Genomic DNA, 20,519 nt, shown 5'->3' on the forward strand with positions numbered 1-20,519 from the left:
AATGCAACAATGAATGCTTCTGGCAGTACTGAAAATCTTGCCGGTCAGAGTGGGCAGTCAGCAGGCCAAAATGGTCAAGGTGCGCAGAGTTCTGGGCAAAATAACGGGCAGGCTTTGCAGGCAGTACAAAATATGAATACTGCCGGTAGTGAACAGCGTCGTGATATTGAAATGGGGGCGCGTCAGCAGGCACAGACTCGAGCGGCTGATGAAGCGTTGCAGAAGGCGAATGCTTTGAGTAGTGGTTCGGTAGATTCCGTGACTGGTGAACGGCGAGCGACTCTGCCTCCGTCAATGCAGTCTATTCCCTTGCCAGTGCGTCATCCTCAATGGGGACAAGCGCTTGGGCAAAGGGTTAATTACATGATTAATTCGCAGGTTCAACAAGCACATATTACGTTGAATCCTGAAAAATTAGGGCCGATTCAAATCAAATTGCATTTTGATCGTGAGCAACAGGTGCAAGTTAGTGTATTGGCTCAGCATGGCGCGACTCGAGATGCGATTGATGCGTCGATCCCTCGTTTAAGAGAAATGTTGGAACAACAAGGGATTAACTTAGCATCGGTTGATGTGGAAACGGGTGAAAGTTTTGCCGAGCAACAAGCGCAGCAAGATGAAGAAACAAATTCAGCCACAATGACTGCAACAGATGGAAAAGGCAGTTCGACGGTTGAAGAAGAACAGAGTGTGACTACAGTCGCTTCCGACTCACTGGTCGATTATTACGCCTAGGAGCATAGATATGAAAACGCAAACACTATTAATCAGCGCATTTTTGCTGATCTCTCAGCCGGTGTCTGCCGCTTCTGAGATAGCGGGGATTCCGACAGCCGGTTTTGTTGCTTTGGTTGCCTTGATTAGTGCCGTGATTGTCGGCGCTTTAGTCTACATTTTCTGGTGCAATAAGCCGGGAACATGCGAGCAACATGAACTGGTCGAGCAACTACGAACAGTGACGCGCAGCGAAGACTTTTCGATTATGGTCAAAGCACCAAACAGTGATCCGCATCTACTGACGGCAATCAATAACGTTTTGCAGACAGCAGCGGATAGTGTTACTCGGCAGATGATTGAGGCCTCTTCGGCACAATCTAAGATCCAAGAATTAGAACAGCAGATGGAAGAGTTGAATGAAACCTTGGCTGCTTGTTATGCGCAACAGCAACAAGCTGCACCGATGGAGATGGCTCCGACAAGCAGTATTGATACTGGGGAGTTGACAAGTCTCTCAAATCAACTATCTTCAATGGTCGCCCAACTAAGTACCGGTTCGCAGGAAGGTATGGATTCGGCACAGAAAGTAATTAGTGAAGTGTCTGGCTTAACGGATGAAGTGACTCATGCCTCGGGCGTGATTAAACAGTTAGAAGAAGATTCCAGTAATATCGGAACGGTGTTGGTTTTGATTCGTGATATTGCTGAACAGACTAATCTACTGGCGTTGAATGCAGCGATTGAAGCCGCGCGCGCAGGTGAGCATGGTCGAGGTTTTGCTGTGGTGGCGGATGAAGTGCGTATTTTGGCAGGTAAAACCCAGCAGGCTACCACGGAAATACAGACTATTATCGAAGAGCTACAACAACGTGCACGTAATGCGGTACAGGTAATGGAGAACGGTCAAGAGCGCGTTGGTGCGACCCAAGGTGAGGCGGGGCGCGTTAACGATATTTTGAGCGGAATTAATGAGAATCTTGGTCATTTGAAGGCTGCGCAGCAAGAATTGGCGCAAGTCTTGCAGGGCTAGGGTAGACTTGTGACTGAATTGGCAGAAATGTCAAAAAACAGTCAGTCACATTTTTAGGAACAGGGATAGGAATAGCATAATGAAAGCAATTGCCGGTACCTTAGTAGTTGTCGGAACACTGTTAGGCGGATATCTTCCTCACGGTAGTTTCGGCATTCTGATTCAACCGCTTGAGGTAATAATTATCTGCGGTGGTGCTTTGGGTGCTTATATTATCGCTAACCCAGGATGGGTGGTTAAGGCCGGATTTTCCGGTGCTTTAGGTTTGGCGAAGCCGGCGCCTTATAACAAAGAAGTGTTTCTCGAAGCACTTGGTTTGATGTTCAAGATTTTCAATAAGGCACGTCGCGAAGGGTTAATGGCGATTGAAGCCGATGTTGAAGAACCGCATTCCAGCGAACTTTTCAATAGTGCACCTAGTGTCATGAAAGATCATCATGCGGTTGATTTTGTTTGTGATTATCTGCGTTTAATGATCAGTGGCGCAAGTAACCCTTATCAATTGGAAGACTTGATGATTGTCGAGTTGGACGGGCATCATCATGAAGCGATGATGCCAAGTCAGGCTATCGGCAAGGTTGCTGAAGCGTTGCCGGCATTTGGTATCGTTGCTGCGGTATTGGGTATCGTTATTACCATGAGTTATCTGGATGCAGGTCCGATGGAAATTGCCCACCATATGTCGGTGGCGTTGGTTGGTACTTTCTTGGGGATTTTGGTTGCTTACGGCTTTATCGCGCCGATTTCTTCGGAATTAGCGAACCGTGCCGAAGTGGAAGGCGCTTATTACCAAGTGCTTAAAACTTGTTTAATGGCGAACTTAAATGGTTACGCACCGGCTGTCGCCGTTGAATTTGGCCGAAAAGCGGTGCCGAGTCATGATCGTCCTAGCTTCCAAGAGTTAGATGAATATTTGCAAAGTCAGAAATAATCATAGTGCTTAGATTGAATCTTTTGGTCTGCATGAGTCGAGGATTGGCAGATGAGTGATGAACAATCCATAATCATAAAACGTTTAAATAAGTGTCCGCACGCTGCGCATGGCGGGGCATGGAAAATTGCGTTTGCTGATTTTATGACAGCTACCGCAGCGTTTTTCTTAATGTTATGGGTTCTCGGTGGTACTAATGACGAAGAGATGAAAGCCATGGCAGAATTCTTCCGTGATCCGACTGTGATTGAAGCCTCGCCGAGTACCTTAGTTGAATCCAAAGAAGCCGGACAAACTGCCGATGCGATGATTGATATGGGTGGTTTTAAAGATGCTCCGAAAGGAAAAGAGGGTGATGAGGATGGTTCCGGTAAAGCCCAGGAAACTGCGCAAATGGAAGCGATGAAACTGGAACTAGAAAAAAAGATTTCCGAAAATCCGACGCTAGCAGAATTGAAAGACCAGTTAAAAATTGATATCACTCCGAATGGTTTGCAAGTGCAAATTCTAGATGACCGTAAGCGCCCGATGTTCGGCACCGGGGTTGACCTGCCTAAAGATTATGCTGCCAAATTGTTACAGGAAGTTGGCTCGGTTTTGGCGACAACCAGCAATAAAATTAGTATCGCAGGGCATACCGATGCTTCTGGGTACCACTCCAGTTCGGATTACACTAACTGGGAATTGTCTGCAGATCGCGCCAACGCAGCGCGTCGCTTATTAATCCAAGGCGGTGTCAACAGTGACCGTATTGCGCAAGCGGTTGGTATGGCGGATACAGTGCTGTTTGATAAAGACAATCCATATAATCCGCGTAACCGCCGGATTAGTATTATTGTTTTGAATAAAGAAGCGGAACAGAAACTACGTAGTTTAAGCGAAGCGCCGCAGCTTGAAGATTTAAATAAGCAGACACTTTTGCAAGCAAACTAATAATTTGAAAGGGGAATAGATCATGGCTGAGGAAGAAGTCCAAGAAGAGAAGAAAAAGGGTGGCAAAGGATTAATCATCACCTTGATTGTGATTGTTATTCTGTTGTTGGTCGGTATCGGTGTGATGGCCTATCTCCTTCTTAGCCAGCAAGGCGGTGATCATGCAAATGGCGATAGCACAGAAATGCATGCTTCTGCTGAACATGGGGACGAGCCGGCAGGGCATGCTAAGACTTACTCTCCGAATTACAAACAGTATGATCCACCTCCTCCAGAAGCGCCTCCGGGCTATTTTGTAATGGATAAGTTTGTAGTCAATTTCAATGGTGACGGTCAAGCCAAATATCTGGCGGTGGATTTGCAGTTTATGACCTACTATCCACAGCTCATTGCCGATATGGAGCATTTTCGTCCGATTTTGAAAAATGATATTCAGCGTTTATTGCGCAATCAACATTACAATGAATTAATTAAGCCGGATGGACCGGATCAGTTACGTGCGCAATTATTGGAAGTGGCGCGTAAAGTGCTAGAGAACAATAAAATTTATCCTGAACTCTTAGAAGACGTTTATATGACCCGTTTTGTTATGCAGTAAGTAGTACTGGCATAAACAACGGACACTAGGGAAATCTCATGGAAGATATCTTAAGCCAAGATGAAGTCGATGCGCTCTTGAAAGGAATGGGCGGCGGTGAAGTCGAAACCGAAACCGACGATGGCTCGGAAGGCCTTGGCGCCAAGGTTTATGACTTTACCAACCAGGAACGGATCGTTCGTGGTCGTCTGCCGGCGCTCGATATTATCAACGAGCGTTTTGCTCGTGGCTTTCAACGTCATTTCAATGAGATGATTATGGCCAGTGTCGAAGTAACCGCATCGGAAGTCAAAATCATCAAAATGATTGACTATCTGCGTAATCTTTTCGTTCCGACCAGTTTGAATATCTATCGTGTTAATCCATTGAATGGCGTGTCACTGTTCACTCTTGATTCGAAATTAGTGTTTACTGCGGTCGATATCTATTTCGGCGGCACCGGTCTATTGCCGTTCAAAATCGAAGGGCGTGAATATACACCGGTCGAAATGAGCATGGTACGTAGTATTTTGGATATTATTTCTGACAACCTGCGCAAAGCGTGGGGGCCGGTAATGGATATTGAAATCGAGTATATGCATTCGGAGATGAATCCGAAATTCGCCGGGATTGTCGATCCGACCGATATGATTGTGGTCAGCCCGATTAATATTCGTTTCGAAGGTGTTGAAGGGCGTGTTGATATTGTCATGCCGTATTCGATGCTGGAACCAGTGCGTGACAAGCTGGAAGAAGGTATGCAGAACTTGCAGGGGGAAAGCGACAACCGCTGGTCTCGCACTCTGAAAGAAGAAGCAAAAAATATTGATATCGATTTAAGCGTTAACTTGGTCGATATTGTTATGAATGTCGAAGATTTATTAGAAATGAAAGCCGGTGATATTATTCCGATTGAAATGCCGGAACAGGTAACTATAAAAGCCGAAGATATTGCCATTATGCGTGGTAAATTAGGCCGCTCGCGAGATAAGAAAGCGGTCAAAGTGGAACAGATTTTGCATCATCCTGCTTATCAGGAGCGCACCATTGAGAATGTGAAGGAGTGGTACAGTGAGTGAACAAGATGATATGAGCGCATGGGGTGATGCTTTAGCGGAACAGGCCGAGGCAGAGAACGGCGCTGATGATGCGGCAGCCGATTGGGGTGATGCGCTGTCGGAACAAGCAGAAGCCAATAAAGCCGATTTAGATGATTTAAGCGAAAGCATGGGAGCTAGCGGTGGCAAAAATAAGGTCGATTTGGATGTTCTCTTAGATGTCCCGGTGACTTTGCAGTTGGAGATCGGCCGTGCCAAGGTCTCGATTCGTAATCTGCTTTCATATACGCAAGGATCAGTGGTTGAGATGGATCGCTTAGCCGGTGAACCGCTAGACTTATTGGTAAATGGCACTTTAATTGCTCACGGTGAAGTAGTGGTTATTAACGATAAGTTTGGGGTGCGTTTAACTGACGTAGTTAGCCCTCAAGAGCGTATTCGTAAGCTCAAATAGTCAATTTTTTGTATAGCCATGCTCGGCGCGTCAAAATACTGGCGAAGGATATTTGAGTGTTAAAAGGGCTTGGCTATGCTTTCAAAAATCCGATACTATAAAGCGATGTTAAATGATTCAAATAATCCATCGCTTTTTTCCCGATTTTTTCTCGGAATTGCGATCAGCTTTTTCCTCTTAGGTTGTTTGAGCACCGTATCCGCTGCTGACACTGCTAATCCAACTTCTAGCGATCTTTCTGTGAATTCCGAAACGCTTGAAGCCCAAAACTCTGAAGCTTATATCAAGCCTGCCGGTCATTCGATTTCAATTGGTCAATCAGTTCCGCAACCGAGCAATTATTTCTCGCAAATTATGCTGTCTTTGATTTTTATTTTGCTGATTATTTTCGCCGCTGCATGGTTATTGCGCCGCTATGGTCGTATGCCGGGTGTTGCCGATGGCAATCTTAAGGTTCTTGGTGCTTTGTCGGTTGGGCCGCGTGAACGAATTTTGATGTTACAGGTTGGTAAAGAACAAATTGTGGTTGGGGTGACTTCCAGTAAAATCAGTAAGTTACATAACCTGGCCGAACCGGTAGAAGTCGCCGAACCAAAACCTGTTAGTGGTGTGTTTGCGCAACGTTTGCAAGAAGCGATGCAGGGCAAGCTAAACAATCAATCGTCTGCTAAGTCTGAGGGAGAAGACAAGTAATGCGTGCAGCCTTAAACGTTTTAGCTCTATTAGTGCCGTTTGTTCTGTTAGTGCTGCCTAGTTTGTCCTACGCCGAACCGGGTATCCCAATGTTTACCGTCGAGACCGACGCGGCCGGTAATCAGGACTATACGCTGACCATGCAGATTCTGTTATTGATGACAGGACTGACTTTATTGCCGGCAGCTTTGATTGCAACAACCTCTTTTCTACGAATTATTATTGTTCTGGCACTCTTAAGACAAGCGCTTGGTACTATGCAGACGCCATCTAACCAAGTTTTGATTGGTTTAGCACTGTTTTTAACCATGTTTATTATGGCGCCAGTTTTTGAAAAGATTTACGACACTGCCGTATCGCCTTATATGGAAGAGCAAATTAATTTCCAGCAAGCACTGGAAGTTGGCGCTAAACCGATGCATCAATTTATGTTGCAACAAACGCGTGAAGACGATTTGGGGATGTTTGCCGAAATGGCTGATGTGACTTTGACCGATCCGCAGAACGTACCGTTTAAGGTGCTGATACCGGCCTATATGACATCGGAATTAAAGACGGCTTTCCAGATCGGGTTTATGCTCTTTATCCCGTTTTTGATTATCGATTTGGTGGTCTCCAGTCTATTGATGTCAATGGGGATGATGATGCTCTCGCCAATGATTATTTCCTTGCCGTTCAAGTTGATGCTATTCGTCTTGATAGATGGCTGGAGCCTAGTGGTTGGTACACTTGCTAACAGTTTTGTGGTGCCCGGAGGTATATAGATGGAACAGGAATTTGTCTTAACGCTTGGTCAGCGCATGTTGGAGCTGGTGGCGATGTTGGCGGCACCTCTATTGATTCCGGCTCTGGCTATCGGTTTATTGGTCGGTATGTTTCAGGCGGCGACGCAAATTAATGAGATGACGCTGAGTTTTATCCCTAAGCTAGCGATTGTCGGTGTGGCATTGGTTGTTGGAGGTCCTTGGATGCTAACTACCCTGGTTAGTTTTTCGCGCGAACTGATTCTTAATATCCCTGCTTATATTAATTAGCTAATTCATTGATTAATAAAAGGAATTGGCGCGCATGAGTTTCGCATATAACGATTTTCTCCAATGGATAGGTCTGTATTTCTATCCGTTTGTACGAATCGGGGCGATGCTTTCTATTATTCCTCTTTATGGTATTCGTGCTTTTCCGGCACGCGGTAAGATCATTCTTGCTTTGTTTATCACCATTGCCGCAGCACCCTCTATTGCGTTACCGCCTCCGGTTGATCCTTTTACTTGGCAGGGCGTGCTGTTTATTCTGCAACAGGTAGTCATCGGTTTATCGATGGGGGTGATATTTTTGGTTGTCTTCCAAGCCTTTGTTGTTGCTGGTCACTTGATTGCAATGGGGATGGGTTTGGCTTTCGCGCAAATGACCGATCCGACCAGTGGGGTTACCGCTCCGATTGTTTCCCAGTATTTCGTCATTATCGTTACCTTATTATTTCTCGCTTTAAATGGCCATATATTGGTCTTGCAAGTAATGATTGATAGTTTTGAATATTTACCCATCGGCACTGCTTTCTACACGCAAGACAGCTTACGACTGATTTTCGAGTTTGGTAGTTATATGTTCTTGGCTGGTGTTTTAATTGCTTTACCTGCTATTACTGCTCTGTTATTAATTAATATCTCTTTCGGTGTGGTAACGCGTGCAGCGCCGGCATTGAATATTTTCGCAGTTGGTTTTCCGGTAACGTTACTAGCCGGTTTAGTGATGCTAACTCTGACCACGCCGGTGATTTTGCCGCATATGCAGGAATTGGTGCACCGTGCGGTGGAAACCATTACCCACTTGCAGTTGACCGGTTCGTAATCTGAGGTTATTGATATGGCTGAGAACGAAGACGGTACAGAAAAAACCGAAGAGCCCTCCGAGAAAAAGCTCCGTGATGCCAGAGAGAAGGGGCAGATACCGCGTTCACGAGAACTATCGACCTTGCTAATGACACTTTCAGCCGCATTGTTTCTGTATTTATATGGGCCGCAAATGATGGCTGATATGCAGGATGTATTAATTCGAGGTTTGAGTTTTCAGCGTGATATTGCTTTTGATACCCAGAAGCTATTTGATCTTATTATTGCGTTGATTATTGCAGCCATCTTTATGATTTTACCGTTTATTCTGTTAATGGTTTTTGTGGCGATTATTTCGCCGCTTTTGCTCGGTGGCTGGGCTTTCAGTACTAAAGCACTGGCGCCATCTTTCTCGAAGTTGAATCCCGTCAAAGGCATCAAAAAAATGTTTTCGGCACAGGCTTTAATGGAGCTATTAAAGGCGTTTGCCAAGTTTGTGCTGGTTATCGCTATGGCAACGGCGTTTCTGTATATGGTGTTTCCGCAAGTTTTAGGGTTGGGTGTTGAACCTAAAAATTTGGCGTTGATGCATTCTGCAGAATTGATTACTCAAGCGTTTATTTTTGTCAGTCTAGCGCTGTTGGTGGTCGCGGTGATTGATGTACCGTTTCAACTGTGGAACCACAATCGCCAGTTGAAAATGACCAAACAAGAAGTTAAAGAAGAGCACAAACAGCAAGAGGGTAATCCGGAAGTCAAAGGTCGTATTCGTCAGGTACAGCGTGAAATGTCGCAACGCCGGATGATGGAAAAAGTGCCGGAAGCCGATGTAGTCATTACCAACCCGACGCATTTTGCAGTCGCCTTGCGTTATGATCCGGATGGCATGGCGGAACCTATGGTTGTCGCGATGGGCGCTGATTTTATGGCGGCGCAAATTCGTACTATTGCTCAAGAGCACAATGTTATGGTGGTTGAGGCACCGCCTTTAGCACGTGCACTCTATTATAATGCTGAAGTTGACCGACCAATTCCGTATGATCTCTTTCGTGCGGTCGCGGCAGTCTTGGCCTATGTATTTCAATTACGCGATAGTGGCAAGGCGCAAACGGTCGATTTTGAGAATCTCCCTATTCCGGAAGACCTTCAAGTTCCGGAAGCAAACTAATTGGCAGATTTCTTGCGTAGTAAGCCGTATTCAGGAATTTATCGGCTTGGATTTAGTGGGCAAGGCCACTGAATCGGTATTTTAGGAAAAACATTAATGGATCTTCGTCAAATTTCCGACAATTTAAAAGGTAAGTGGAGTAAAGGTATTGCTGTGCCGTTTGGTGTGCTTGCACTTTTGGGCATGGTAACCATTCCTTTACCGCCTTTTCTATTAGATGTGTTTTTTACCTTCAATATCGCTTTGTCGCTCGTTGTGCTAATGGTGACCTTGTACGCCAAACGCCCGCTCGATTTTGCGATTTTCCCGACTATTATCTTACTGGCAACGCTATTTCGTCTATCGCTGAATATTGCCTCGACCCGAGTCATTCTTCTGGAAGGGCATGGTGGCGGTGCTTCGGCCGGTGATGTGATTCAGGCCTTCGGTGAATTTGTAATTGGCGGGAACTACGCGGTCGGTTTAGTGGTGTTTGCTATTTTGGTGGTAATTAACTTTGTGGTTATCACCAAAGGCGCAGGGCGAGTCGCCGAAGTTTCGGCACGTTTCACCTTGGATTCAATGCCGGGTAAACAGATGGCGATTGATGCGGATTTGAATGCCGGCTTGATTACCCAAGAAGAAGCACAGATGCGCCGCCGCGAGATTGCCACCGAGGCGGAATTCTACGGTTCGATGGACGGTGCCAGTAAGTTCGTGCGCGGTGATGCTATCGCCGGTTTAATTATTCTATTTATCAACTTGATTGGCGGTTTTGCTATCGGTGTTTGGCAAAATAACATGTCATTTGGTGATGCAGCGCAGGTTTATACCATTTTGACGTTAGGAGACGGATTAGTTGCGCAGATTCCGGCGTTATTGTTGTCCACGGCGACCGCGATTATCGTTACCCGCGTAACGGGCGGTGATAATAAAGATATGGGTGAACAGATGCAATTGCAGATGTTCTCCAGTCCAAAAGCCCTTGGCACAACGGCTGGTGTGATTGGCTTTATTGGCCTGATTCCGGGGATGCCGAATATCGCTTTCTTAACCTTTGCTTCCGTAGCAGGTGCCGGTGCTTACTTTATTCACAAACAACAGCAAGCAGAAGAGTCCAAACCGCCGGCACCGAGTGCTGAAGCCTTGGAAGAAGAGAGCAAGCCGAAAGACCTTAGTTGGGATGATGTGCAGTCGGTTGATGTTCTCGGTTTAGAAGTCGGTTATCGTTTGATTCCAATGGTTGATCAAAACCAAAATGGCCAATTGTTAGACCGCATTAAAGGCGTACGTCGCAAGGTTTCGCAAGAACTTGGCTTTTTAGTGCCATCTGTACATATTCGCGACAATCTTGATCTGAAACCGAACCAATACCGCATTATGTTGATGGGGGTCGATTCCGGTCAGGGCGAGATTTTTCCAGACAAGGAAATGGCAATCAATCCGGGACAGGTGTTTGGTGATGTCAACGGCATTAAAACCAAAGATCCCGCTTTCGGTTTGGAAGCGGTGTGGATTGAACCGGAAAACCAAGACCAAGCCCAAGCGCTCGGTTATACCGTGGTTGACGCCAGTACCGTTGTGGCAACGCATATCAGTCAATTGATTCAAGATTATTCGTATGAATTGCTTGGGCATGATGAAGTGCAGCAATTGCTTGATAAGTTAAAACAGAGTTCGCCTAAGTTGGTATCCGAATTAATTCCGGACAAACTAGGCTTGGCATCTTTGGTTAAGGTTTTGCAGAACCTCTTGCAAGAGAAAGTGCCGATTCGTGATATGCGAACTATCTTAGAGACCTTAACCGCTAAAGCAGATATGAAAAAATCTCCGGCGGAGTTGACCATTGATGTACGTGCCGCGCTAGGGCGTTCGATTGTGCAACACTTAGTCGGTAATGAAGGCGAGTTGAAAGTGATTACCCTAGAACCTAGCTTGGAACAAATATTGCTTCAAGCTTCACAAGGCGCTCCAGAAGGCCAATTAGCCGTTGAACCGGGTCTGGCAGAGCGCTTACATGGCACTTTGAAAGAAGAAGCTCAAAAAGTTGAAGTCTCTGGACAAGCTCCAGTCCTACTGGTAGCACCGCAGATTCGGGCACAACTGGCTCGTCTGTTCCGCTTTAGTTTGCCGAGTTTAGTGATTCTAGCCTATTCGGAAGTGCCGGAAAGTCGTCAAATCAGTGTGGTCGCCAATGTCGGACAAGGAGGATAAATGCATATAAAACGCTTTTTTGCGCCGAACATGCGTCAAGCGATGAATGCCGTCCGTGAGGAGCATGGCGATGAGGCTGTCATTTTATCGACAAAGCAGACTGCTGAAGGTGTCGAAATTATGGCAGCATTGGATCCGGAGGCGATGGCTTACCAACAGCAAGCTAAGCAAACTGCACAATCCAGTTCTTATGAAAATAACCCGCAAGGTGCTGGATTAAGTTTTGAACAGCAAGCGGCTTTGACGCGTGACCGGGTAGCTAACGCTTATGATGCAGAGATGGGGCATTCACAGCCGCGTCCGCGCAGTGGCAGTTCCTATTCGACCACGCCGCCACCTTCAACCTACTCGAGCGAAGTGCCAGTGTCGCATGCTTCGCAAATCGAACAGATGGCGGATGAGCTAAAACAGGTTCGTAGCCTGTTGGAAAACCAAGTATCAAGTTTGGCTTGGGGCAATACCGAAGTGCAAAATCCAGAACAGATAGCGTTGTTGAAGCGCTTGATGGGATTGGGCTTTGGTTGGGAGTTGTCGCAAAGCTTACTGAAACAGGCGCAAGCCAATGCCGATATGGATTGGCAGAGTGTGCTGAGTCTGCTTGAGCAGAGCGTGTCTTCAGACGAAAGAGATTTATTGGATCGAGGCGGAATTATCGCCTTGGTCGGACCGACTGGGGTCGGTAAAACCACGACAATTGCTAAATTGGCGAGCCGTTTCGTGATGCGTAACAGCCCGAATGACATCGCCTTGATTACCACAGACAGTTACAAGATCGGCGCGCAGGCGCAGTTGAAACTGTTCGCGGATATGATTCAGGTGCCAGTGCATTTCGCCTCTAATCAAGGTGAACTATACAGCTTGCTGACTTCGATGGCGAATAAGAAGCTGGTGCTGATTGATACCGCCGGTATGAGTCAGAAAGATTTGCAGTTGTCTAAGCAACTGACCAGCGGTCATCAAGGTGTCAATATGGTTCGCAACTACTTGGTGATGTCGGCAGCGACGCAGTTGAGTGTTATGCGCGATATCGTCAACTCGTTTGGTGAAGTGGTGCTGAAAGGCTGCATTCTGACCAAAGTCGATGAAGCGACTCAGTTGGGCAATGCCTTGACCGTATTGTTGGAATCGGATTTGCCGATTAGTTATCTAAGCACCGGTCAACGCGTTCCGGAAGATATAGAAAAAATACATGCCCGCGATTTGATTGACCGTGCCATAGTGCTTGGTCAGCAAAATTCGCAGAACATTGATGAGCAAGCATTCCGCTTAGGAATGGGAAAGGAGATTTCAAATGCTCAATGATCAAGCAGCTGGCTTAAGAGCATTGCACTCGCAACAGAATTCGCAACCAAAGCAGACTGAAGGCAGTAAAGTTATGCCAAAATCGACCAGTAACCAAAAACCGGTTCGCGTTATTGCCGTCGCCAGTGGTAAAGGTGGCGTGGGTAAAACTAACGTCTCAGTTAATCTTGGCATTCAATTAAGCAAAATGGGCAATCGTGTTTTGCTGATGGATGCTGACATGGGGTTGGCGAATGTCGATATTATGCTTGGTTTGCACACGCAATATAATTTGTCGCATGTTCTGGACGGCCAGAAAACTCTGCGTGAAGTGATTATCGAAGGACCGGGTGGTTTGAAAATCATTCCGGCGGCTTCCGGTGTCAAACGCATGGCACAACTGAATGCAATGGAGAATGCCGGCATAATTAATGCATTTAGTGAGTTGGCCGATGATTTGGATGTATTATTAATTGACACCGCTGCTGGTATCGCAGATAGTGTGGTCAGCTTCTGCCGAGCTGCGCAAGAAGTGATTGTGGTGGTCACTGATGAGCCAGCATCAATTACCGATGCCTATGCTTTGATTAAGGTGTTGAGTCGTGATTATCAAGTGTCACGATTCCGTCTTTTAGCGAATATGGCTAAGTCTCCTGCGCATGGTCGTCAGCTATTTGAAAAGTTGTCGAAAGTCACCGAGCAGTTTTTGGATGTTTCCATCGACTACTTTGGCGCAGTGCCGTATGACCAGTCGTTAAAAGATGCGGTACAAAAACAGATTCCTGTCAGTTTGTATCGTCCAAGCAGTTTGGCTGCGAACGCATTTGAGAATATGGCGAATAATGTTCAGCGCTGGCCTACGCCAAAAGGTGTCAGCGGATATTTACAGTTTTTTGTTGAGAACCTTTTCCAAGGGAATTAATCGACTATGAGTGGTGCGCACATCTACCAACAGGTTCAAAACCAGAATCAGTCTCCGCTGAAAGAGTTGGAAGACTATCTGCCTTTGGTTAAGCGTATTGCATACCATTTAAAAGGGCGCCTACCGGATAGTGTGCTGGTTGAAGATCTGATTCAGTCCGGGATTATTGGCCTAATGGAGGCGATGCAAAAGTTCAATAACAGCCATGGTGCGAGTTTTGAAACCTATGCTGGCATTCGTATCCGCGGTGCCATGTTGGATGAAATTCGTAAAGGTGATTGGACGCCGCGTTCGGTGCATCGTAAATCGCGAGAAATCAGTGAAGCGATTCATCAAGTGGAAATTCGCACTGGTCGAGAAGCACATGATTCGGAAGTGGCTGAGCAGATGGGAATAACTCTGGAAGAGTATCATCGTGCTCTGTATGATACCAACTCTTCGCAATTGCTATCGATAGATCAACCGGACCATGAAGAACTGTCTGAGGATAGAATGGTCGGTGAAACCCAAACGCCGTTGCAAGAGTTGAATCAAAGCGATTTTAAAAAAGCGCTGGCCTCCGAGATAGATGGGCTACCGGAAAAAGAAAAGCTAGTGATGGCACTGTACTACGATGAAGAGCTAAATCTTAAAGAGATTGGACAAGTTCTCGAAGTCAGCGAATCGCGTGTTAGTCAAATTCATTCGCAAGCGATTAAACGAATTCGCGCACGAATGGACGCTTGGCTATAACAGAGTAATAAAATAAGACTATTTAACGAAAATTTAAGTAAGGAAAGCAGATGCAAATTAATCGAGATATGAATATTTTGGTGGTTGATGATTTTGCAACCATGCGCCGTATCGTCAAGAATTTGCTTAAAGAACTTGGTTTCAGCAAATTTGACGAAGCTGACGATGGTGCGGTTGCTTGGCCGATGATTCAAAGTGGTAAGTACGATTTTATTGTGAGTGATTGGAATATGCCGGATATGACTGGTATTGATTTACTGCGTAATGTTCGTGCCGATGCCAAACTCAAGGATACGCCGTTTTTGCTGATTACAGCGGAAGCGAAGCGCTCGCAAATTTTAGAAGCCGCACAAGCGGGTGTGGACGGTTATATTGTTAAGCCGTTTACCGCAGCAACCTTGAACGATAAAATCGAGAAAATCTTCGAGCGAGTTGCGCAACGTCAACAAGCTTAACTTTACCTAAACCCTTCGAGCGGTTTTGCATAGCCCAGGCGTAGATAGCGTCTGGGCTTTTGTTATTATAGATTCCATAAAAATATCGGAAAGGCCGCTAACGGTCAAAGATGTTAACTGATTTTCATCTCTAGGAATCGCGCTTTATGAGTAATCATTCAGACCAATTAAGCACACAGTTGGAACTGGCTAATCAGTTAGTTGCTGCCTTACACGCCAATGACCAAAAAACTGCGCAAAGCTTGACCTTGCAGCTCGCGCAACAGACCGAACAGAGTTTGTATCAAGAAGTTTCTAATCTGGCAGAAAATTTGCACTGCACTTTGGATGAGTTGGAACACATGCCGCTGTTAATGCAGACTAAGCACGATATTCCTGATGCGGCCGAGCGTCTACAGTATGTATTGGATACGATTGAAGAGGCCAGTAATAAAACGCTGACCAGTGCAGAAAACTCAATAGCAATTATTGAGCAGATTGAAGAACGACACAGTGGTGGAAACTCTGAGATTAAGACTCTGTTGAACGAAATGACGTCCGAATTGAATAACATTATGTTGGCACAATCTTTCCAGGATTTAACCGGTCAGGTTCTGAATCGAGTGATTTTAATTATCTCTTCGTTGGAGCAGAGTTTAGTCGCATTGATTGAAAAATCAGGACATAACTTCAATGCCATTCCAGATCGAAAAGAGAGCGATGCCGAGTTGGAAAAAGGTGTTGGACCGAATGTGACCCAAGCGGCTAAGAAAGATACCGTTTCTGATCAAACTGATGTTGATGATTTGCTAGCCGATCTAGGGATTTAATATTTTCTTGTCAGTTTAGTTGGCATGCTGATTGCTAATTCTTATCCAAAATAGCCATTATTGCCGTATTTAACAACGACTACAGCTTAAAGCGGCAAATATCAGGCATCATGAGCAATGGATTTATTGCCTGATGCCGTAAGAGGTAGTGATTGTGGATGAAGAAATTTTAAGTGACTTTTTGGTAGAAGCTTCCGAATTAGTTGACCAGTTGAACGAGCAGTTGGTTGATTTGGAACACTCGCCGACGGATGCGGATTTGCTGAATGCCGTATTCCGTGGTTTTCACACTGTTAAAGGTGGTGCCGGTTTTCTAGGAATCACGCCTTTAGTGGAAGTTTGTCATCGAGCAGAAAACGTTTTCGATAAAATTCGCAACGGCGATATTTCCTATGATGCACAAGCGGCAGATGTGATTCTGCGTGCTTTTGATGTAATCTCAGATTCGATTGAAGCGCTGAATGCCGGAGAGCGAGATCTGCCGGAAAATGACGCCGGCCTTCTTCATGAATTGGATATGCTGACTAAAGGCGGCGCGGTTGTTATTGAACCGGAAGTGGTAGCTGAGCCGGTTGCTCAAGAAGTGTCTTTGCATTTGGCCGAGGGCGTGGACCCAGATGGTGATATCACTGATGAAGAATTTGAAGCCTTATTGAATCAACGTGATCAATTACAATCCGATGTGATGCCGGTGGCGACTTCATCGGAAGTCTCGCTTCATCTTGCCGATGGTGTTGATCCGGATGGCGATATTACTGACGAAGAGTTCGAGGCGCTGTTAAATCAGCGCGATCAGTTGCAGACCGCAGTGGCGCCAAAATCGCAGGTTGAACCAAAAGTTGAACTGCATCTTGACGCTGGCGTTGATCCAGATGGTGATATTACCGACGAAGAATTCGAAGCACTTTTGAATCAACGCGATTTGCTTTTGTCGGATGCTGAGCCGACACCTTCTTCTCATAATGTGACTGCTGCGCCAATTGTTGAGCCAGCAGTTTCACCATCGCAACCCGTGTCTAAACCTAAGGCCGCAACAAAGCCAGTAGTTGCTCCAAGTAAGCCTGCACCGAAAAGTAATCCAGAATCCACAGTCCGTGTCGATACTCGACGCCTTGATGAGATTATGAATTTAGTTGGTGAATTGGTTTTGGTTCGTAACCGTCTTTTGACGTTGCGCGGCACCAGTGATAGTTCCGAAGAAATTTCCAATGCGGTCGGCAATTTAGATCATGTCACGACCGACTTGCAAGCGTCAGTAATGAAAACCCGCATGCAGCCGGTGAAAAAAGTTTTTGGTCGATTCCCTCGTGTTGTTCGAGATTTAGCACGTAAGCTGAATAAAAAGATTGAGCTTGAGCTGCACGGCGAAGATACCGATCTGGATAAAAACTTGGTTGAGGCACTTGCAGATCCTTTAGTGCACTTGGTACGTAACTCGGTCGACCACGGCGTAGAAATGCCGGCGGATCGCATTGCCAATGGTAAACCTGAAACCGGTACAGTGATTCTAGCCGCTGAGCAGGAAGGCGATCATATTTTGTTATCGATTACCGATGACGGTAAAGGAATGGATGCCGATCTGTTACGCCGAAAAGCGGTGGAAAAAGGGTTGATGGATGAAGTTGCGGCAAACCAGTTAGATGATAAATCGGCATTTGAATTGATTCTTTCAGCTGGTTTTTCGACGGCAGAGCAGGTCAGTGATATTTCCGGGCGCGGTGTGGGTATGGACGTGGTCAAGAATATGATCACTAAACTGAACGGCAGTATTGATATTCACTCGGTGCTTGGTAAAGGCACGCAAATCAGTATCCGCGTTCCTTTGACGCTAGCAATTTTGCCGACATTGATGGTCTCCTTCTGCGAAGACAGTTATGCAATTCCATTGACCAGTGTCTTAGAAATCTTTGATTATAATTCTGAGAAAACTAATAAAATCGATGGGCAGCGCATGGTGCGTCTGCGTGATAAGAGTATCCCGCTTTTCTTTTTAGATGAATGGTTGGCTCCGCACGCCGTTAAAGAAAATTATGACGAAGACAAGGTTGTCATCGTATCGATTGGCAATCAACGCGTTGGCTTTGTTGTCGATCAAGTTAATGGACAGGAAGAAGTGGTAATTAAACCGCTTGGAACCATGTTGAAACGAGTGAGTGGCTACGCCGGAGCAACCATTACCGGTAACGGTAATATTGCGCTAATTCTTGATTTGCCGGGTGTGGTTCAGCGTTTTCAGTAGTAGGTAACGATAATGATGCATTTAACTGATTCAAAAGGGTTTACTGATAATATCTCTTTAATGGATGACATGGAAGATGAGGATTTTGGTCCAAGTATCCGCTGTGTCATGTTTACCTTGGAGAATGAAATCTACGGTATCCAGGTAAGCAAGATTCGAGAAGTATTGCGAGTCGGTAATATTCGTCCCGTACCGGGAGCGCCATATCAGGTATTGGGAGTGATTAATGTTCGTGGTGTGATTGTTACGGTTATCGATTCACGTTCAATGTTTGAATTGTCGTCTAAAGAGATTGATGATCTATCGCGTATTATTATTGTTGAAGTGGATGATGAACGTTCGGTTGGGATTTTGGTCGACTTCGTAATGGAGGTAAAGGATATTCCTGAAAAGAAATTCGAACCTCTGTCATCCACCAAAGATAACGCATCGAGAAACATTCAAGGCATTGCGCATTACCAAGACAATGTGATTATCTTGCTTGACGTCGATACTATGTTTCAAGATCCTGATTGATTTCAACATTTCCAATCAATTTACCAAAAAAAGCGTCTCTTTATAGGCGCTTTTTGTATTTTTAGGGTTTAAAGAGTCGGGTCTTTTTTGGGGGCGGAAGGAACTTCTTTACCGGAAATCTGATAGGCGAAAATGAGAACTTGTGCGACGGCTTCATAGAGTTTATCGGGGATTTCCTGATCGAGTTGAACTTGGCTGAGTAAGCCAACCAGTTCATGGTTTTCTTGAATAGGAATATCGTGTTCTTTGGCGCGATGAATAATTTCTTCAGCAATAACACCTTGTCCTTTGGCGGTAACCTTAGGAGCGCCGTCACCATCGTATTGTAGGGATACGGCTTGTATTGGTTGCTGTTTAGGGGGAATTGGACTCATTAAGTCAGAAAAGAGAGTTTAAACTAACTTCAGGGCACTGCTTAAACCGAGCTTTTCAGCCGATGTTTTTATGGTTTCCGAAGGGCTCAGCCAACTAATGGTTTTGCCTTGTTCCGCTGCATTTTGGATTAGCATCAACAGGCATTGTAGGCCAGAGGTGTCGACGGTATCTACGGCTTCAGCATCCAGAATGATTTCATTTTCGGAATCGTTGAATTGAGCGCTAAGTTGCGCAAACTCTTGTTCGATTTGGTTAATAATCAAACTGTCACTTAGGGTGATAGTTGAACTCATAATGACATCCTTAGTTAATTAACTCGAAAAAGATATGGCAACTTAATCAGAATACTGTTTTTACAGTACACGCCCAATGACTGATAGCAGTTTCTCTGGGCTGAAAGGCTTCACGATCCAACCAGTTGCTCCGGCTTCCTTGCCTTTGGTTTTCATGTCACCGGATGATTCCGTCGTTAGACAAAGAATCGGAGTGAATTTGTAGTTTGGCAAGCCTCGAAGCGCACTGATTAATTCAATCCCGTTCATGTTCGGCATATTGATATCCGTTACCACCAGATCAAACTGGCTTTGCTTAGCGATATCCAGTGCTTGTGCGCCGTCCTCGGCTTCTACTACGTCGTGGCCTGCTGATTTCAAAGACATGCTTACCATTTGTCTCATTGATTTTGAATCATCCACTGCTAAGATTTTTGACATCCTAATCTCTCACTTTATGCGTTAACTTGAATGCGTTAATTGTCATCGTTTGTGTATTGGAATACAAGGGCTATTCGATGTTTAAAGACTTTTTCACGTCGGATAATATACCGCTGGTAATTAATTGGTCTATGTGCAAGATAATCACCATCTTGTCTCCAACAGTCGCGAGTCCGTTGACATATTCGGTATTGATTGTCCCTGACATGGATGGTGCGCTCTGTAACTCGTCACGATTGATCGCATAAACATCAGATACGCCATCAACCACCAAACCGATAATTTTACTGCTGTCACTGGTGTCTTCGGCGCGGACAATAATCACTACGGTGGAGTCATTGTAGGTGATGTTTTCCAGTCCGAAACGGACGCGTAAATCAATCACCGGCACCACGGCACCACGCAGGTTTATCACGCCCATGACATACGAAGGCGAGTTTGGAATATCGGTGGTTTTTTCCCAGCCTTTTATTTCCTGCACTCGCAATATATCAACGCCATATTCCTCGCCGCCAAGCACAAAACTTAAGACTTGATCGTCATCTGAACGGCTCTGGTCGATTTGCGCTTGAATATCGGCAACATTTTTTTCGTCTATTTCCATTTACAACTCGTGATTATAGTTGGTGGTGTGAGAGTCTTTCAGGGCTCCCATAGTTAAAACTTAAATTAACTGATAAGCCTAAAAAGGTCTAGGTGAATTCGGGCGATTTAATTGAAATTGTCTGTGGAATTGATTTGTCACAAATTCATTCACATTAAGCAGCTTATTTACAAGCTTGTGAAGATTGTAATTGGCTAGGGAAGCGCAGAACAAGTCCAAATGGCTTCAGGCAAAGAAAAATTTAGGCTAAGCAAGGCGTCTGTTTGCCGTCATGTCTAGACCTGACCAAA

General features: G+C 45.4%; 24 protein-coding genes. 20 read left to right on the plus strand and 4 right to left on the minus strand.

What is annotated here, in order from left to right; translation table 11 throughout:
- From J3998_RS12125 to J3998_RS12220, 20 genes are all read left to right on the plus strand, one after another.
- Window positions 1-735, plus strand: a 735-nt coding sequence (locus J3998_RS12125) for a flagellar hook-length control protein FliK (protein WP_208150937.1), incomplete at its 5' end; no start/stop codon positions are given.
- A gap of 10 nt (window positions 736-745) precedes the next feature.
- Window positions 746-1,747: a methyl-accepting chemotaxis protein gene (locus J3998_RS13430; protein WP_208150938.1), complete on the plus strand. Its 1,002-nt coding sequence runs from the start codon at window positions 746-748 to the stop codon at window positions 1,745-1,747.
- 79 nt (window positions 1,748-1,826) lie between these two features.
- Window positions 1,827-2,678 (plus strand): flagellar motor stator protein MotA, encoded by an 852-nt coding sequence (gene motA, locus J3998_RS12135; protein WP_208150939.1) that lies wholly within the window; start codon window positions 1,827-1,829, stop codon window positions 2,676-2,678.
- A gap of 51 nt (window positions 2,679-2,729) precedes the next feature.
- Complete coding sequence (gene motB, locus J3998_RS12140) at window positions 2,730-3,611, plus strand: flagellar motor protein MotB (RefSeq protein WP_208150940.1); 882 nt, start codon at window positions 2,730-2,732, stop codon at window positions 3,609-3,611.
- A 22-nt stretch (window positions 3,612-3,633) separates the two neighbouring features.
- A complete protein-coding gene (locus tag J3998_RS12145; protein ID WP_208150941.1) occupies window positions 3,634-4,209 on the plus strand; it encodes a flagellar basal body-associated FliL family protein in 576 nt (191 codons plus the stop codon).
- Between the two features lie 38 nt (window positions 4,210-4,247).
- The gene (gene fliM / locus J3998_RS12150) at window positions 4,248-5,267 is read left to right on the plus strand and encodes a flagellar motor switch protein FliM (RefSeq protein ID WP_208150942.1); all 1,020 of its coding nucleotides are present in this window, start codon (window positions 4,248-4,250) and stop codon (window positions 5,265-5,267) included.
- Entirely contained in the window at window positions 5,260-5,700 is a 441-nt protein-coding gene (gene fliN / locus J3998_RS12155; protein WP_341829272.1) for a flagellar motor switch protein FliN, read from the plus strand. The genes fliM and fliN overlap by 8 nt, the downstream gene beginning before the upstream one ends.
- Window positions 5,701-5,775: 75 nt before the next feature.
- Complete coding sequence (gene fliO / locus J3998_RS12160) at window positions 5,776-6,393, plus strand: flagellar biosynthetic protein FliO (protein ID WP_243750740.1); 618 nt, start codon at window positions 5,776-5,778, stop codon at window positions 6,391-6,393.
- Entirely contained in the window at window positions 6,393-7,157 is a 765-nt protein-coding gene (gene fliP / locus J3998_RS12165) for a flagellar type III secretion system pore protein FliP (protein WP_208150943.1), read from the plus strand. Before fliO ends, fliP begins: the two co-directional genes overlap by 1 nt.
- A complete protein-coding gene (fliQ, locus tag J3998_RS12170) occupies window positions 7,158-7,427 on the plus strand; it encodes a flagellar biosynthesis protein FliQ (protein WP_208150944.1) in 270 nt (89 codons plus the stop codon).
- Between the two features lie 34 nt (window positions 7,428-7,461).
- A complete protein-coding gene (gene fliR / locus J3998_RS12175; protein ID WP_208150945.1) occupies window positions 7,462-8,241 on the plus strand; it encodes a flagellar biosynthetic protein FliR in 780 nt (259 codons plus the stop codon).
- A gap of 15 nt (window positions 8,242-8,256) precedes the next feature.
- Window positions 8,257-9,390, plus strand: coding sequence for a flagellar biosynthesis protein FlhB (gene flhB / locus J3998_RS12180; RefSeq protein ID WP_208150946.1), 1,134 nt, complete (start codon window positions 8,257-8,259; stop codon window positions 9,388-9,390).
- 96 nt (window positions 9,391-9,486) lie between these two features.
- Entirely contained in the window at window positions 9,487-11,583 is a 2,097-nt protein-coding gene (gene flhA, locus J3998_RS12185; RefSeq protein ID WP_208150947.1) for a flagellar biosynthesis protein FlhA, read from the plus strand.
- Window positions 11,584-12,885 carry a flagellar biosynthesis GTPase FlhF gene (gene flhF / locus J3998_RS12190; protein WP_208150948.1) on the plus strand — a complete coding sequence of 434 codons (1,302 nt, stop codon included), beginning with the start codon at window positions 11,584-11,586 and terminating at the stop codon, window positions 12,883-12,885. It abuts the gene before it with no gap.
- Window positions 12,875-13,786 carry a MinD/ParA family protein gene (locus J3998_RS12195; RefSeq protein WP_208150949.1) on the plus strand — a complete coding sequence of 304 codons (912 nt, stop codon included), beginning with the start codon at window positions 12,875-12,877 and terminating at the stop codon, window positions 13,784-13,786. The genes flhF and J3998_RS12195 overlap by 11 nt, the downstream gene beginning before the upstream one ends.
- A 6-nt stretch (window positions 13,787-13,792) precedes the next feature.
- A complete protein-coding gene (locus tag J3998_RS12200; protein WP_208150950.1) occupies window positions 13,793-14,518 on the plus strand; it encodes an RNA polymerase sigma factor FliA in 726 nt (241 codons plus the stop codon).
- Window positions 14,519-14,568: 50 nt separating this feature from the next.
- The gene (locus tag J3998_RS12205; protein ID WP_243750741.1) at window positions 14,569-14,973 is read left to right on the plus strand and encodes a chemotaxis response regulator CheY; all 405 of its coding nucleotides are present in this window, start codon (window positions 14,569-14,571) and stop codon (window positions 14,971-14,973) included.
- 146 nt (window positions 14,974-15,119) lie between these two features.
- Complete coding sequence (locus J3998_RS12210; RefSeq protein ID WP_208150951.1) at window positions 15,120-15,782, plus strand: protein phosphatase CheZ; 663 nt, start codon at window positions 15,120-15,122, stop codon at window positions 15,780-15,782.
- A gap of 154 nt (window positions 15,783-15,936) precedes the next feature.
- Window positions 15,937-18,021 carry a chemotaxis protein CheW gene (locus J3998_RS12215; RefSeq protein WP_208150952.1) on the plus strand — a complete coding sequence of 695 codons (2,085 nt, stop codon included), beginning with the start codon at window positions 15,937-15,939 and terminating at the stop codon, window positions 18,019-18,021.
- A gap of 12 nt (window positions 18,022-18,033) precedes the next feature.
- Complete coding sequence (locus J3998_RS12220) at window positions 18,034-18,537, plus strand: chemotaxis protein CheW (RefSeq protein ID WP_243750742.1); 504 nt, start codon at window positions 18,034-18,036, stop codon at window positions 18,535-18,537.
- A 68-nt stretch (window positions 18,538-18,605) separates the two neighbouring features.
- Here the strand turns inward: J3998_RS12220 and J3998_RS12225 are convergent, their stop codons facing one another.
- From J3998_RS12225 to J3998_RS12240, 4 genes are all read right to left on the minus strand, one after another.
- Complete coding sequence (locus J3998_RS12225) at window positions 18,606-18,911, minus strand: EscU/YscU/HrcU family type III secretion system export apparatus switch protein (RefSeq protein ID WP_208150953.1); 306 nt, start codon at window positions 18,909-18,911, stop codon at window positions 18,606-18,608.
- An 18-nt stretch (window positions 18,912-18,929) separates the two neighbouring features.
- On the minus strand, window positions 18,930-19,205 hold the full coding sequence (locus tag J3998_RS12230) for an STAS domain-containing protein (RefSeq protein ID WP_208150954.1): 276 nt from the start codon (window positions 19,203-19,205) through the stop codon (window positions 18,930-18,932).
- A 60-nt stretch (window positions 19,206-19,265) separates the two neighbouring features.
- Window positions 19,266-19,625, minus strand: coding sequence for a response regulator (locus J3998_RS12235; RefSeq protein ID WP_208150955.1), 360 nt, complete (start codon window positions 19,623-19,625; stop codon window positions 19,266-19,268).
- A 70-nt stretch (window positions 19,626-19,695) separates the two neighbouring features.
- On the minus strand, window positions 19,696-20,229 hold the full coding sequence (locus J3998_RS12240; protein WP_208150956.1) for a chemotaxis protein CheW: 534 nt from the start codon (window positions 20,227-20,229) through the stop codon (window positions 19,696-19,698).
- Between the last annotated feature and the right edge of the window lie 290 nt (window positions 20,230-20,519).

The organism is Thiomicrorhabdus marina, from assembly GCF_017571465.1.
In the GTDB taxonomy this organism is placed as follows: Bacteria; Pseudomonadota; Gammaproteobacteria; order Thiomicrospirales; family Thiomicrospiraceae; genus Thiomicrorhabdus; species Thiomicrorhabdus marina.